Origin of the sequence: Natrialba taiwanensis DSM 12281 (genome assembly GCF_000337595.1) — an archaeon.
Classification (GTDB): Archaea; Halobacteriota; Halobacteria; order Halobacteriales; family Natrialbaceae; genus Natrialba; species Natrialba taiwanensis.
In genome coordinates this window covers 1-13,851 of sequence record NZ_AOIL01000053.1, presented here as the reverse complement: position 1 = coordinate 13,851, position 13,851 = coordinate 1, and the positions used below count along the sequence as shown (strand labels likewise).

Below are 13,851 nucleotides of genomic sequence, written 5' to 3'. Positions count from 1 at the left end.
ATAACGTCGTAGACGGTCGCGTAGTACGTAAAGTCCGTCAGCACCCGCGCCGCGGCGACGAGTCGTCCGTCCGCTTCGACGCCGACGGCGACCGCCGTCTCGGTGAGGGCGTCCCGAACGGCAGTTTCGTCGCGGTCGTCCCACCACTCGTACTCCTCGTAGAGGGCAGTTAGCGCGGGAGCGTCGGCGGGAGTGAGATCGCGAACGGTCGCCGGCGTCGGCGCGGATGGCGACGATGACGGTGGCGGTGACGGTGATGGTGGCATCGACCGCCCCCTCTCGCGGAATCAAGACGACTCTTTCGGTAGTGTGGGAATCAATAGCATGTTTCGAGATTACGAACGATCCACGGCAGCTTGGGCCTCCGCGAGCGTAAACTTGCCTTCGTAGAGCGCGCTTCCGACCACGACCGCAGCCGCGCCGGCCGCCTCGAGTTCACGGACATCTTCGAGGGTCGCGACGCCGCCGCTTGCGATCACCGGTACGTCGGTCGCCTCGACGAGTTCACGAACGGGCTCGGTCGCGACGCCTTCGAGTTGGCCTTCGACATCGACGTTGGTAAAGAGGATCGCGGCGGCACCGAGGTCGGCGTAGCGTTCGGCGGCTTCGACCGGGGAGATGCCAGCGCCTTCGGTCCAGCCTTCGACGACGACCTCGCCGTCTTTCGCGTCGAGGCTGACGACGACGCTGTCGGGGTGGGTCTCGCTGATTTCGGCGACGATGTCGGGGTTGTCGACGGCTGCGGTGCCGAGAATGACGCGGTCGACACCGCGGTCGAGAAGGGCTCGCGCGTCGGCGGCGGTGCGGATGCCGCCGCCGAGTTGCGTCGGCACGTCGACGGTATCGATAACGGCGTCGATAGCCCCAGCGTTCGCTCGCGAGCCCTCGAACGCGCCGTCGAGATCGACGAGGTGGAGCGACTCCGCACCGGCGTCGATCCAGCGCCGCGCGGCCGCGACCGGCTCGCCGTAGGTCCGTTCCGTTCCGCGCTCACCCTGGACGAGCTGGACGACCTCGCCGTCCTGGATGTCGACGGCCGGAATGACCTCGAACGTCTCGAACTCGTCAGTGGTCTCGCTCGTCGCCGTATCGGTCTCCGTCCCGGTCATATGTGTGTGCGTGCGGGCGACCCGAGTAAAGGCGACGGTTTGTGAGGATGCCGAGTCGACGACCATCGATCGAACACTGTTCAGCGTCCGTGCAGAGAGATTACATCTTCGCCCGGTGTGGTCTCCGATACCCATGGCGGCGAGTGCCCCGCTCATACAGGAGACGGCGACCCAGCCCCAGTTGACGACGGATATGATCGTCGTCTTCGGGGTCGTCATCCTCGCACTCGTCTTCTTTCTCACCGAACGGCTCCCGGTCGATGTCACTGCAATCCTGCTGATCGTCATCCTGGTCGTCCTCGAACCGTGGACTGGGATCGATCCTGCAACCGGCATCTCCGGGTTCGCAAACGAAGCGACGATTACCGTCCTCGCAATGTTGATCCTGAGCGGCGGGATCAGTCGGACCGGCATCGTGCAGGAACTCGGCCGCCGTATGGCCGCGTTCGCGGGAACGAGCGTCCGAAAGCAGTTGTTCGCGACGGTCGCCGCAACCAGCCCCGTCTCAGGCGTGCTGAACAACACCCCCGTCGTCGCGTTGCTCGTCCCCGTCGTCACCGACGTTGCCAACCGCGGGAACACGTCGCCCTCGAAACTCCTTATCCCGCTGTCGTACGCCTCGCAGGTCGGCGGCATGCTCACCCTCATCGGCACCTCCACGAACATCCTCGCAAGCGACATCAGCGCCCGACTCGGCACCACGTACCCCGAACTCCACCGCTTCTCGATGTTCGAGTTCACCCGACTCGGACTCATCGTCGCCCTCGTGGGCGGACTGTACTTGATCTTCGTCAGCCACTACCTCCTGCCGGAGCGCGTCCCGCCGCGGGCAGATTATCTCGAGGCGTACGCCGTAAACGACTACGTCGCGGACGTGGCGGTCGTCCCCGGCTCCCCGCTGGTCGATGGCACGGTCGGCGATGCAACCGAGATTCTCGGTCCCGACATCGACATCGTCCAGGTGGTGCGCAATCGCAGCCGTGGCCGCGGCCGCGAGGCCGAGCCCGGTACCGACTCCAACTCCAACTCCGGCTCCGCTCCCGGCCGCGCAGTCGCTCCCCGCCAAGCCCTCCCGCTCACCGAAGGCGACATCCTCGTCGTCCGAACGAACCGCGACGCGATCACCGAACTCGCGGACATCCCCGGCGTCGAACCCGTCGCCCGCCCGCAGTCCACGGCCGGCCTCTCGACCGACGCCAACGCGGGCATCCTCACCGAACTCGTTATCTCGCTCGACTCCCGCCTCGTCGGCGACCGTCTCGACCCCGAGGCGTTCCGCGACGAGTTCAGTGCTGCCGTCCTCGGCCTGCGGAGCCGCGGTGAACTCGTCAGCGAACGCATTGTTGGCAAACGCCTCGATGTCGGTGACACGTTTCTCGTCCAGGCCCCGCCGGAGACGCTGGATCGGCTCGCACGGCGGGGGGACATGATCGTCGCCCGCGAACCGCCCCAGCCCGACTACCGCACCGACAAAGCGCCGATCGCGGTCGCGATCATGGTCGGCGTCGTTGCGGTCGCGACGCTCGAGTTCTATCCGATCTTGATCGCGGCGCTTGCAGGCGTCGTCGCGATGGTTGTGACTGGCGTGCTCGAACCGAACGAACTGTACGACGCGGTCGAGTGGGATATCATCTTCCTGCTCGCGGGCGTGATCCCGCTCGGAATCGCACTCGAGCAAACGGGTGCGGCGGCCTATCTCGCGTCGCTCGTCGTCTCGACGGCGGACTTTTTGCCGACGCTCGTCGTGTTGTGGCTGTTCTACATCGTGACGGGGCTCATTACGGAGGTGATCAGTAACAACGCGAGCGTCGTCTTGCTTCTCCCCGTCGCAGCGGCGGCGGCGGCCGGCATCGGGTCGAACCCGTTCGCGTTCGTGCTGGCGGTCACGTTCGCAGCGAGTACGGCCTTCCTCGGCCCCATCGGCTACCAGACGAATCTGTTCGTCTACGGTCCCGGCGGCTACCGGTTCGGCGACTACTTCCGCGTCGGTGCGCCGCTACAGCTGATTCTGTCAGCCGTAACCGTCCTTGGAATCGCGTTTTTCTGGGGAGTGTGATCGAACTGTCAATATTTTATCGAGATCGAATCAGACCAGCGAATGACTGTCGGATGCTATGTGTCGTGTTGTGCCGTGTCACATACCTCAACTGAGTAATCCGTCGTCCCAATACGTATTTCATGGAGAGACCGATAGTACCAACCGATGGTGGAAACCGTGCTCCTGGTCGGCATCGTCGCCTCAATATTCGTCGGATTCAACATCGGCGGGTCGTCGACGGGGATCGCGTGGGGGCCCGCCGTCGGGGCCGGACTGCTCCGAAAGGCCACCGCAGCCGGGCTGATGACGGTTTTCGTCTTCCTCGGCGGCTGGACCGTCGGCCGAAACGTGATGGACACGCTGAGCGAGGGGATCATCACGATCGAAATATCGCTCGCCGCCGGCGTCGCCGTCCTCTTTTTCATCGGACTGGGAATCCTCATCGCGAACGTCTTCGGCGTTCCCGTCCCGACGTCGATGGTCACCGTCGGCGCGATCGCCGGGCTGGGGCTGGCGACGGACACGGTCAACTACGCGGAAATCGGCAGGATCGTCTCGTGGTGGGTCGTCACCCCGATCATCGGGTTCTGGATCGGCGCGACCGTCGGTCGGTACGTCTACCCGGAACTCAACCGCCGATTCGAGATTCGATCCTCCGAGGGACCGTTGCTCACCCTCGATCGCGGTGGCTCGGTTCCGAAGCCGACGCTCGGACCGAACACGACGATTCAGGAACTCGTCGGGACGTGCGTCGTCTTCGTCATCGGCTGCTACATGGCCTTCAGCGCGGGCGCGAGCAACGTCCCGAACGCCGTCGCACCGCTCGTCAGCAGCGGGGCGCTCGATCGGAACCCCGCCATTATCATCGCAACGGTGGCGATCGGGTTCGGCGGCTTCACCATCGCTCGACGGACGATGGAATCCGTCGGCAGCGAACTCAGCGACATCCCGCTGCTGGCCGCCCTGGTCGTCATGCTCACCGCCTCGACGATCACGACCGCGCTCTCGTGGGCCGGCATCCCGATCAGTCTCGTGATGGCGTCGGTGATGACGATCGTCGGCCTGGGCTGGGGACGAGCGACCCGACCCGTCACAGCTCGCGAGGCGATTCGCGGCGAAGCCGACGCTGAACTCGCGACTGGTGCACTAAAAGCGGAGCCGGATGCCCCGGTCACGAAGATCGGGGAGGCCGAACCCAACGAGGTTCTTGACGCGGGGAGCCTGTTCAACCCGCGAGCCGTGATGAAGTACATCTCGATGTGGATCATCGGGCCGGCGATGTCGACGCTTCTGGCGTACGGCTTCTTCGTTGCCGTCCCATTCGTCTGATCGGTCGTCTCTTCTGGCCCATGATCTTCGCCTCCCCCGCTGCTTCCACCGCCCTCACCGTCCCCACTGCCTCCACCATCCGCATCACCCTCACTACCCGACCACCCTCACCACGTTCACCACCCCCTACCGCTTCTACCGACTCTACCGCCATCACCCCCTCCCGTTTATTTTCGCAACGCTCGTAGCAACGGTATGATCTCCGGCTTCTCGTCCCGATGGACGGCTCCGAAATGAGTGAGCACGCTCTCGAAGCCTACCCCGACGCCGACATCACCGTCTTGACTGTCGTTGGAAAGCCGTCGCCGATGTGGGGCGAGGCAACAGGGCTCGCGCTCGCCGACGACCTCGAGGAAGCGGCACAGGAACACGCCCACGCAGTATTCGACCGCGCGGATGACTACGAGACCGTCGTCGTCGGCAGTCACGGCGGTTCGGTCTCGGAGTACCTCTACGTCGGCAACGTCGCCAAAAAGGTCGTCAATCGATCTTCGGTCCCTGTCGTTGTCGTGCGGTAAGATGAGTCGACGGGTCGACGAGCGATCATACACTCTGCTATGTTGATTCCCGACCACCCGCGACCCGTCCTGGGAGTGCGCCGGAACTGACTGACAGCAGTCCGTCTCAGTTCTCGGCGTCGTCGTCCGCCTCGGTCGACTCTTCGATGAGTTCCTCGACCTGGTCCTCGCGAGGGCGGCGGTCGATGCGTTCGTCCACCGATTCGACCTGTGACTGGACCTGCTCGAGTTGTTCGCCAACCGTTTGTTCGACCGTCTCGCCGACGGTCTCCTCGACCGTCTGTCCGACCTGTTCCTCGACAGTCTGCTCGACCGTCTCCTCGACGGTGTCCCCGACCTGTTTTTCGACCGTTTCTCCGACAGTCTGCTCGACCGTCTGTTCGACCCGTTCTTCGACGGTCTCCCCCACAGTCTGCTCGACGGACTCCTGAACGGCCGTCGTCATCCAGTCCGGATCGAACCGAGCCATCTTCCAGACGACGTGGAGCACGTACGAGACGAACACACCCAACCCGAACACCAGCCCAACCTGTATGTCGAGCGTCGCGATCAAGACAACCGAGAGGAGAATCAATGCGCCGTACGCGAGGTCGATGATCGCGTCGATACGTGCCGGTTTCATTGAAAGAAAATATCCAAACCCACACCAGTCACCAGCAGTCGCGACTGCAACCACGACAACAGCCGTTCACTCCGCCGATCGTCTCCCCACCGAGTCGATGATACGCGTGGCAACATGCTATTGTAATACAGGATCCGATTCGGTGAAACGCTTTGGGTCTCACCGCTCCGCGTTGATGAGAAACGCACCAGCCGTCGCAAACATGGCCGTCCACCCTCGTCGGAGCCGGCCGGAATAGGCGCGTTTTTAGGGTCGGATCGCGTGACTCCCACACGTGACGGAAGTACTGCTTATCGTGGGAATTCTCGTCGCAATCTTCGTCGGGTACAACATCGGCGGGGCAACGACCGGCCCCGCGTTCGGCCCCGCCGTCGGCGCGAACGTCATCACGAAGGTACTGGCCGCCGGGTTGATGGCCATATTCTTCTTCCTCGGCGCGATCACGATCGGTCCGCAGGTCGTCGACACCCTCGGTAACGACCTCGTCCACGACACCGGCGTGTTTACGATGCGCTCGAACGTCGCCGTCCTCTTTTTCATCGGCGGCGCACTCTTTCTCGGCAACTACGCCGGCGTCCCCGCCTCCACCTCAATGACCGCTGTCGGCGCTATCGCCGCACTCGGCCTCGCAACCGGTGAGCTCGCCTGGGACGTTCTCGGCGAAATCGTCATCTGGTGGGTCGTTGCACCGATCAGCGGCTTCTGGGTCGCCGGCGTCGTCGGCCGGTACTTCTACCCGAGAATCAACGAGTGGGTTGCAATCGAAACGAACCGCGAGGGTCGCGAAATGATCACCATCGACCGGAGCGGAACGCTCCCTCGACTCCGGTTCGGCGACGGCACGAACCGCCGCGAGATCACCGGTGCGTTCGTCGTCGTCGCTATCGGCTGTCTCATGGGCTTTTCGTCCGGAACGAGCAACATTGCGAACGCAATCGCCCCGATCTACGGCACCGTTTCCGACTCCGGAACTGAACTCGCGATCGGCTCGACCGCCGTTCCGATCGATATGACCGCGCTGATCGTGATCGGCTCGGCTGCCGTCGCGATCGGCTGTTTCACGATTGCGCGCCGCACGCTCGATACGCTCGGCAACGACATCACGAACTTGCCGCTGACAGCAGCGATCATCGTCGCCGTCATCAGTTCGACCATCGTCACCGGCCTCTCCTGGATCGGCATTCCCGCCAGTTTCGTCGTCGTGGCAACGATGAGCATCATCGGCCTCGGCTGGGGGCGTGCGACCCGAACGACGACGCTCTCCGGCGTCAGAGCCGGTGAAGAAACACGAGTGTCGGTCGGTGCGCTCACCGCCGAAGAGGCGGGCGAAACGCCTCCCAAAATCGGCGAGGAAAACCCCGAAGACATCCCCGCCGCCTCCGACCTGTTCGACCCATCGACGACGGCTCGCGTCATCCTCATGCAAAACGTCGTCCCGATCATCTCGACAGTCGGTGCCTATCTCACGTTCCGGTTCGTGCCGATATTTGGATTTTGAACTCGTTGGCGGGCGTTCGGTAGCTCTCAGCCACGTTGGCAGTCACTCGATACGTCGAAACGGATTTTCCCGACTCACGTGTCCATGGGGCCATGCTCTCTGCGATCTTGCAACTCGGAATTCTCGTCGCCTCTTCGTCGGCTTCACTATCGGTGGCTCGTCTACAGGCATCGCCCGGGGACCAGCAGTTGGGGCCGGCGTCATCGGCAAAACTGCCGCAGCGACGAAGAACTCGAGTTCACAACGGGCGCAGTAACACAGGATACCCGAACGAAGTGCCCAAAATCGACGAGGAAGATCCCGTAGAAATGGTCGACGCAGACGACCTCGTTCGGCCCAACGTGATCGCACGCGTTGTCTCCTTCTGTATTATCGGCCCCGTAACCTCCGTCGGACTGTCCTACGGCTTCTTCGTCCTAGTTCCGCTTTGAGTCATGTATTGGCCGTCTTCTGCACCGAGTTCAGCGATCAGTTTCAGACGAACGCCAAATTCTGATTCAAAAACCATTGAAAACCGAACAGCAAGCTATACCAGTGCGGGACTCGAACCGCCGGTTGATGCCCACGGTAGAATACCTCAACTACGAAGTGCTGGACGACCAGGGCTGGGACATGGATGATGACGACCTCTTCGGCCAGGCAGCAGACGCCGGGCTCGACGAAGAGGATTACGGCACCCTCGAGGTCAACGAGGGCGAATACATCCTCGAAGCGGCTGAGGCACAGGGCTACGACTGGCCCTTCTCGTGCCGTGCTGGTGCCTGTGCGAACTGTGCTGCCATCGTCAAGGAAGGGGAAATCCAGATGGACATGCAGCAGATTCTCTCCGATGAGGAGGTCGAAGACAAGGACGTCCGTCTGACCTGCATCGGCTCTGCCGAGACCGACGAGGTCAAAATCGTCTACAACGCAAAGCACCTCGACTACCTGCAGAACCGCGTCATCTGATCGGTTCTCCCCCTTTGCAGTTGCCGTTCTCACGAATCACGAGCTGCTTCTTTATCGAACTCAACGCAGACGCCGCCCGATCGATTCGTCGCCACCGCACTCGGTTTCATTCTATCGCGCACCCCAGGAGACAACAGCGAGTTCACTGCTGCCCGTCCATCAGCGGGTGCTGGAACTGTCGTCAGTAGTCTTCGGTATCCCCGTTGTTCCCGGTCCCGGCCCCGGTCCCAGTTCCGGTTCCGTTCTCGTTCCCAGTCCCGTTGTCCCCACTGGTCTCGTTACTCCCATCGTTTCGAGCATCCGTCTCACCGTCATCAGCCGCATCTCCCATCTCAGCATCGTCATCCGACTCGCTAGCTGCCTCATCGTCTGCGGTCTCACCAGCCGCGACGAACTCGTTCGGTTCGAAGAACGCGCCGGTTGCGCCGATGTCGAATCGAACGAGACTCGGCTCTGCGGTCTCTTCTTCGGCCTCAAATCGCCCGATTGCGAAGTTACAGGCATAGAGGAACGTTTCGTCGGCATCGGTCCGTCCGAACGCAACGTCAGCGGGGAAATCGAGGAGTCCGCCTTCGGCGAGCGTTTCGACCGACACTGATCCGGCCTCCGTCGTCGATTCTGATGTTGTCTCTGTTCCCGTCTCCGATTCCGTCTCCATCGAACCGCTATCGGCGGCTCCCACCGACTCGTTGGCGTCTGCCTCCGCCGGCTCGCTGGCGTCTATCTCTGACGACTCGTCGGTATCCGCCCCCGCCGGTTCGGTTTCGTTCATCGCCGATTCGGTAGCATCTGTTTCTGTCTCCGTCGATTCATCAGCCTCTGCCTCCGAGCCGAGTTCAACGCGGGCGATCGCATCCCTCGCGTTGACGGCGACATAGAGTCGACCCTGGCTGTCGAAGGTCATGCCGTCAGCGCCGACCAGCGAGTCCTCCTCGGCGACCAGGCCGAGTTCACCGGGGCTGCCGTCCTCGGAGACAGGAACTCGGACGATCCGACCGTAATCGAGGTTGTCGACGTAGACATCGCCGTCGGGGTTGATCGCGATCCCGTCGGCACCGACGCCGGCCTCGGCTTCGGGGTCCGGGTCGAGGACCTCGTCGTCGACCCAGACCGTCGCATCGTCCGGCGTCACTCGCCAGATCGCCCCGCCCAGGTGGTCGGTGACGAGGAAGCCGTCCTCGGTGTAGGGATCGACGGTGATGCCGTTCGGTGCCGTCTCCTCGGCCGGCAGTTCGGCCATCCGTTCGGTGTCCCCGCTGGCGATGTCGACGGTCCAGACGCCGTGCGTCTCAGGGTCGCCAGAGTTCACCAGCGCGTAGATCGTTCCGTCGACGGCGACGATGCCGAGCAGCGCTCCCTCCTCGCCGACGTCGAACTGGGCGACCGATTCCTGATTCCCGTCGGGATCGACGGCGAGCAGTTCGCCCGTAATGGCCAGGCTGAGGTAGACCGTTCCCGAGTCGTCGAGGGCGAGGTTTTCCGGGAGTGCGGGCGGCTCGAGGTCGGCGACGAGCTCGGGTTCGGCGGTCTCGTCCGTTCCGGTGTCGCCGCCGGGATCACTGTCTCCCTCGGGCTGGTCCGACGCTGTCTCGCTAGCGGCGACCGGGGCGACGCCCGTGATCGCGGCGAGGCCGGTGCCCGCGAGCGATTGAAGGACAGGACGACGGCGGAAACGGGAGCTGCGATGGGCTTGAGTCGTTGTGTCAATCAGGTGCTGATCGCGGTCGGTCTCTGTGACCGGTTCGGAAGTCGGTTCGTCTGCAGGTGGCTGTTCGGGACGATCAACCATACAGCCAGCGTGAAACGACACCGGCCATAAACGCTATCCACCGTTGTCAGTAATTCCGTGCGGGTAATGCGAGCAAGCCAGTGGTAATCAGTAGTTTCGACGGCGACGTATCGAACGCACGGTGTGGCGGCGCTCGAAATGGCTCACTGTGAACGATTGTTTGACGAAGAAGTGCAATTGACCGCTCAGATAGTTGCCTTGGCTTCTGATAGCGTCTCGTACATTCCGTTCGCGAGTTCAGTTGCGCGCTCGCCGTCGCGGGCCTCGGCGTAGATGCGCACGAGGGGTTCGGTTCCGGAGGGGCGGGCAAGCACCCAGGCGTCGCCGTGGTCGAGGCGGTAGCCGTCGCGGGTGTTGAGTTCGGCGTCGGCGGACTGGGCATGGTTCGCCGCGGCATCGAGCATGGCGTCGCGTTCGGCGGTCGACTCGTACTCGATGTTACGCCGGACGTTGGCGTAGCCGTCGTAGGGGCCGACGAGGTCGCTGACCGGCCGTTCGGCGACGAGTTCGAGGAATCGCGCGGCCGTGTACGCGCCGTCGCGCGAGAGTCGGTAGTCGGGGAAGAAAATCCCGCCGTTGCCCTCGCCGGCGATGGGGACGTGCTCGCCGTTGGCCTCGAGTTCTTCGATGCGGGTGATGATGTTCGTCGATCCGATCGGCGTGAGTTCGAGGTCGGCCCCGATCTCGGTGACGACGTCGACGAGTCGCTGGGAGACGTTGACCGCCGAGACGGTCGTTTCGCCGGGGTCGAGTTCCGCGGCGGCGAGGGCGGCGAGGGCGGCATCGCCGGAGACGAACGCACCGCTCTCGTCGAAGAAGATCGCTCGGTCGGCGTCGCCGTCGTGGGCAATACCGATGTCGGCGTCGCTCGTCCGGACGAGCCGTCCTAAATCGCCGAGATTGCCGGGAACCGGCTCGGGGTCTCGTCCGGGGAAGTGGCCGTCGGGCTGACTGTTGACGGTGATGACGCGACAGCCGAGTTCGCGGAAGAACTCGGGACTGGTCAGTGCACCCGCGCCGTGACCGGGGTCGAGAGCGACCGTCAGGTCGGCGTCGGCGATCGTCTCGCGGTCGGCGGCCGCCAGGAGATCCGCGACGTAGTCGCGTCTGGCGGTGTCGATCTCGCGGACCCGACCCGTTTCGTCCCACGGTGCGACGGCGAACTCGCCGGCCAGCAGGGTGTCCTCGATCGTTTCGAGGTCCGAGACGGCGAGTTCGACGCCGTCGCGACCGACGAGTTTGATACCGTTATACTGGGGCGGGTTGTGCGAGGCCGTGATGACGATGACGGGAACGTCCATCCGTTCCGCGTAGCCCTGTGCACCCGGCGTCGGGACGATCCCGAGGCGGTCGACATCGGTTCCGGTACTTGCCAGCCCGCTGGCTGCGGCATCGGCCAGCATCCGTCCGGTGTAGCGCGTATCGCGTGCGATGGCGACCCGGTCCACCTGCCAGGCCGTCCCTGCCGCCTTCGCGACACGCAGGACGAACGCGGGCGTCAACTCCTCGTTGGCGACGCCACGTTTCCCACTCGATCCGAAGACTTCCATCGGTCGCTAGTCCGACCGGCCACCTCAAAGGGGTTGCGGAGCAGACGGAACGCTTTCGGGCTGTGCCGCCAATCCTCACGTATGGATTCGATCGAGGAAAAGCGAGTCTACGGCACCCGTGACGGCGCGACCCGACTCTACGTCACGAGTTCGATCGGCGTCGTCTGCGTGCGGGTCGCCGGCGACACGGTCGGCGAGTTCAGCCTTTGTGCGCGCTGTAACGCGCGGGATATCGCAACGACCGCCGACGGGCGCGTCGTGATCGCAACCGACGAGGAGGTCCGGGTACAGACCGCTGTCGGCCACGATGAGGGCCGTGGCGCGAACGGCGATGACGACCTCGCGCTCGCAAACGCCGGCTTCGGCCCCGCCGTCGCCGTCGGAGCGACCGACTCGACGCTCCTCGCAGCCGGTCCTAACGGCGACCTCGGCTACCGGAATCTCCGAAACCGGAACGACGGAACGGACTGGCACCGCTGCAGCGCCGACGCGATCACATCGGTTCGTGCGATCGACCGCGACCTCGTCGCAACGGACGACGGCGTCTACCGATTCCGGCCCACCGACGGCGAACTCGAACACGCCGGCCTCTCGGATGCCCGCGACGTTTCCGCGGCCGGGATTCCGCTCGCGGCGACCGCGGACGGCCTCTACAAACTCGGAAACGGGTGGATGGCGATCCGCGAGGAACCGTTCGAGACGGTCACCGCCGATCCGCGGACGGAGCGTGGCCGACTCGCCCGAGCCCACGCGATTTCGAGCGCAGGCGACTCGAACGATACAGTCTACGCGTTCACGGATGACGACTGGACGGCGATCGAGACACCCGACGAACTAATCGTCGACATCGGATACGGGACCGGACCGACCGCCGAACGCGAACAATCGGATGGAGCGACGGAGACGAGTTCAGATTCCGGTTCCGAATCGGCGGGACCGCTCTATGCGGTCACGGAACGGGGAACGATTCTCGTGACGACCGAGGGCACTGACGAGGAGAACTCGTGGCGGCGACGGTCCCTCGGTGTGACGGATGTGACGGGGCTCGCGGTTCCCGTTTCGACGGTGGAGTCGGATACGTAGGGTAGCGTCTAGATACCCGACGGACCCCGTCTCGGCCCCGTCCGATCCTGTCCGATCCTGTCCGATCCTGTCCGAGCAGGACGTACAGGACGAGGCCGAGGAAGGGCGCGAAGAAGACGACGATTGCCCAGAGGAAGGCAGGATGTGAACTGTTAGACTGTGCGTCCGTGTACGTCCAGATGATGATACCGATCTGCAGTGCCAAGAACAGGAGCGCAATCAGGCCGAGGAATCCGGCACCGCCGGACTGGAGGACGATATCGAAGGGTATCGTTCTGATTGATTGATCCATTCATAAGATATGTTGCGGGTTCGTCTTGTTTAATCGGGGCCGAAGATGAGTTGAAAGCTCCGTTTCGGAGCGGCTTCTCCTTCGCACGGAATGCTAGAATCGGATACGACGAACGGAAGGTTAACTATCCGTGACTGTCTCCGATACCCTCATGAGCGACCTACCGCGGCGCCGACTACTGGCGCTTGGGGGAACGGCACTAACGGGAACGATCGCCGGCTGTTCGAGTAGCGCGGACGAAGGCGACCCGGATGCGGACTCGAACTCGGACGACGGCGAGAGCGATGGCAACGGGAACGAAAACGAAAACGGAACCGACTCGAGTTCGGATTCCGACGGCGCGGACGGTGCGTCGGGAACGCTGCTCGGCAACGTCGACGTCGAAAACCTCGACAACGACGCGCACACGATCAACGTCATCATCGAGTTCGACGGCGACATCGAACACTGGTCGACGCACGAACTCGACGCCGGCGCGGGCGCGACGCTCGAGCAGGGCTGGCCGCAGGAGGCGGGCGAGTTCCGCGTCATCCTGCGACTGGACGACGGCGAGCCGGTACAGGACACGGCGGCGTCGTGGAACGATCCCGACTGTCTCAACCTGCTCGTGACGATCAACCGCAGCGGCGCGCTGACGACCCACGCCGACACGAGCAGCGGCCCCTGCGGCGACGGCGACGCGTCGTTCGACGAGGGCGAGAGCGAGTGAGCGGGCCGCAGAACGAAAACTGGTTTACGCCACACCCAATGGGTTCGAGTATGATAATCAGCGGATCCGCGTCGCAGGCGCTCGCCGCGGCGCTTGCACGCGAACTCGAGGAACCGCTCATCACCGCCGAGTACGACCGATTTCCGGACGGCGAACTGCTCGCCGCCGTCCCCGGTATCGACGATGCTGTCGCCACCGACGACACCACTCCCACCGACCGCGCCGTCGTCGTCGGCTCGACCGTCTCGAGCGACGCCCACCTCGAACTCCTCCAGTTGCAGGACGCCGCCCGCGAGGCCGGCGTCTCGGACGTCGTCACCGTCCTCCCCTACATGGGCTACGCCAATTGCTCAGATCGGAAGAGCG

General features: G+C 63.8%; 12 protein-coding genes and 2 pseudogenes. 8 read left to right on the top strand and 6 right to left on the bottom strand.

What is annotated here, in order from left to right:
• Both C484_RS16655 and hisA read right to left on the bottom strand, forming a co-directional pair.
• A pseudogene (locus C484_RS16655) lies at positions 1-266 on the bottom strand (GNAT family N-acetyltransferase); the annotation flags it as partial.
• A 69-nt stretch (positions 267-335) separates the two neighbouring features.
• The gene (hisA, locus tag C484_RS16650; RefSeq protein WP_049915582.1) at positions 336-1,109 is read right to left on the bottom strand and encodes a 1-(5-phosphoribosyl)-5-[(5-phosphoribosylamino)methylideneamino]imidazole-4-carboxamide isomerase; all 774 of its coding nucleotides are present in this window, start codon (positions 1,107-1,109) and stop codon (positions 336-338) included.
• Positions 1,110-1,242: 133 nt separating this feature from the next.
• Between hisA and C484_RS16645 the strand changes: the two genes are divergently transcribed.
• The 3 genes from C484_RS16645 (at position 1,243) to C484_RS16635 (ending at position 4,994) form a co-directional block, all read left to right on the top strand.
• Complete coding sequence (locus C484_RS16645) at positions 1,243-3,165, top strand: SLC13 family permease (RefSeq protein ID WP_006827059.1); 1,923 nt, start codon at positions 1,243-1,245, stop codon at positions 3,163-3,165.
• A gap of 147 nt (positions 3,166-3,312) precedes the next feature.
• Positions 3,313-4,476, top strand: coding sequence for an inorganic phosphate transporter (locus C484_RS16640; RefSeq protein ID WP_006827058.1), 1,164 nt, complete (start codon positions 3,313-3,315; stop codon positions 4,474-4,476).
• Positions 4,477-4,709: 233 nt separating this feature from the next.
• Positions 4,710-4,994: a universal stress protein gene (locus C484_RS16635; protein WP_394295318.1), complete on the top strand. Its 285-nt coding sequence runs from the start codon at positions 4,710-4,712 to the stop codon at positions 4,992-4,994.
• A gap of 106 nt (positions 4,995-5,100) precedes the next feature.
• Here the strand turns inward: C484_RS16635 and C484_RS16630 are convergent, their stop codons facing one another.
• Positions 5,101-5,616 (bottom strand): hypothetical protein, encoded by a 516-nt coding sequence (locus C484_RS16630; protein ID WP_006827056.1) that lies wholly within the window; start codon positions 5,614-5,616, stop codon positions 5,101-5,103.
• Positions 5,617-5,890: 274 nt separating this feature from the next.
• Between C484_RS16630 and C484_RS16625 the strand changes: the two genes are divergently transcribed.
• Together C484_RS16625 and fer are read left to right on the top strand one after the other, a co-directional pair.
• The gene (locus tag C484_RS16625) at positions 5,891-7,114 is read left to right on the top strand and encodes an inorganic phosphate transporter (RefSeq protein ID WP_006827055.1); all 1,224 of its coding nucleotides are present in this window, start codon (positions 5,891-5,893) and stop codon (positions 7,112-7,114) included.
• Positions 7,115-7,672: 558 nt separating this feature from the next.
• Positions 7,673-8,062, top strand: coding sequence for a ferredoxin Fer (gene fer / locus C484_RS16615; RefSeq protein WP_006110979.1), 390 nt, complete (start codon positions 7,673-7,675; stop codon positions 8,060-8,062).
• A gap of 181 nt (positions 8,063-8,243) precedes the next feature.
• Here fer and C484_RS16610 read toward each other — a convergent pair whose 3' ends face one another.
• A complete protein-coding gene (locus C484_RS16610) occupies positions 8,244-9,851 on the bottom strand; it encodes an SMP-30/gluconolactonase/LRE family protein (RefSeq protein ID WP_006827053.1) in 1,608 nt (535 codons plus the stop codon).
• A gap of 185 nt (positions 9,852-10,036) precedes the next feature.
• A complete protein-coding gene (gene glmM / locus C484_RS16605; protein WP_006827052.1) occupies positions 10,037-11,401 on the bottom strand; it encodes a phosphoglucosamine mutase in 1,365 nt (454 codons plus the stop codon).
• An 81-nt stretch (positions 11,402-11,482) separates the two neighbouring features.
• On the opposite strand from glmM, the gene C484_RS16600 reads away from it, so the two are divergent.
• Positions 11,483-12,484 carry an HVO_0234 family beta-propeller protein gene (locus tag C484_RS16600; protein WP_006827051.1) on the top strand — a complete coding sequence of 334 codons (1,002 nt, stop codon included), beginning with the start codon at positions 11,483-11,485 and terminating at the stop codon, positions 12,482-12,484.
• Positions 12,485-12,548: 64 nt separating this feature from the next.
• Here C484_RS16600 and C484_RS22465 read toward each other — a convergent pair.
• Positions 12,549-12,776: pseudogene (locus C484_RS22465) on the bottom strand (PLDc N-terminal domain-containing protein); the annotation flags it as partial.
• 151 nt (positions 12,777-12,927) lie between these two features.
• Here C484_RS22465 and C484_RS16595 point away from each other — a divergent pair.
• Both C484_RS16595 and C484_RS16590 read left to right on the top strand, forming a co-directional pair.
• Positions 12,928-13,485 (top strand): hypothetical protein, encoded by a 558-nt coding sequence (locus tag C484_RS16595; protein WP_006827050.1) that lies wholly within the window; start codon positions 12,928-12,930, stop codon positions 13,483-13,485.
• Positions 13,486-13,535: 50 nt separating this feature from the next.
• On the top strand, positions 13,536-13,851 hold a 316-nt coding region (locus C484_RS16590; protein ID WP_160164252.1), incomplete at its 3' end, for a ribose-phosphate pyrophosphokinase-like domain-containing protein.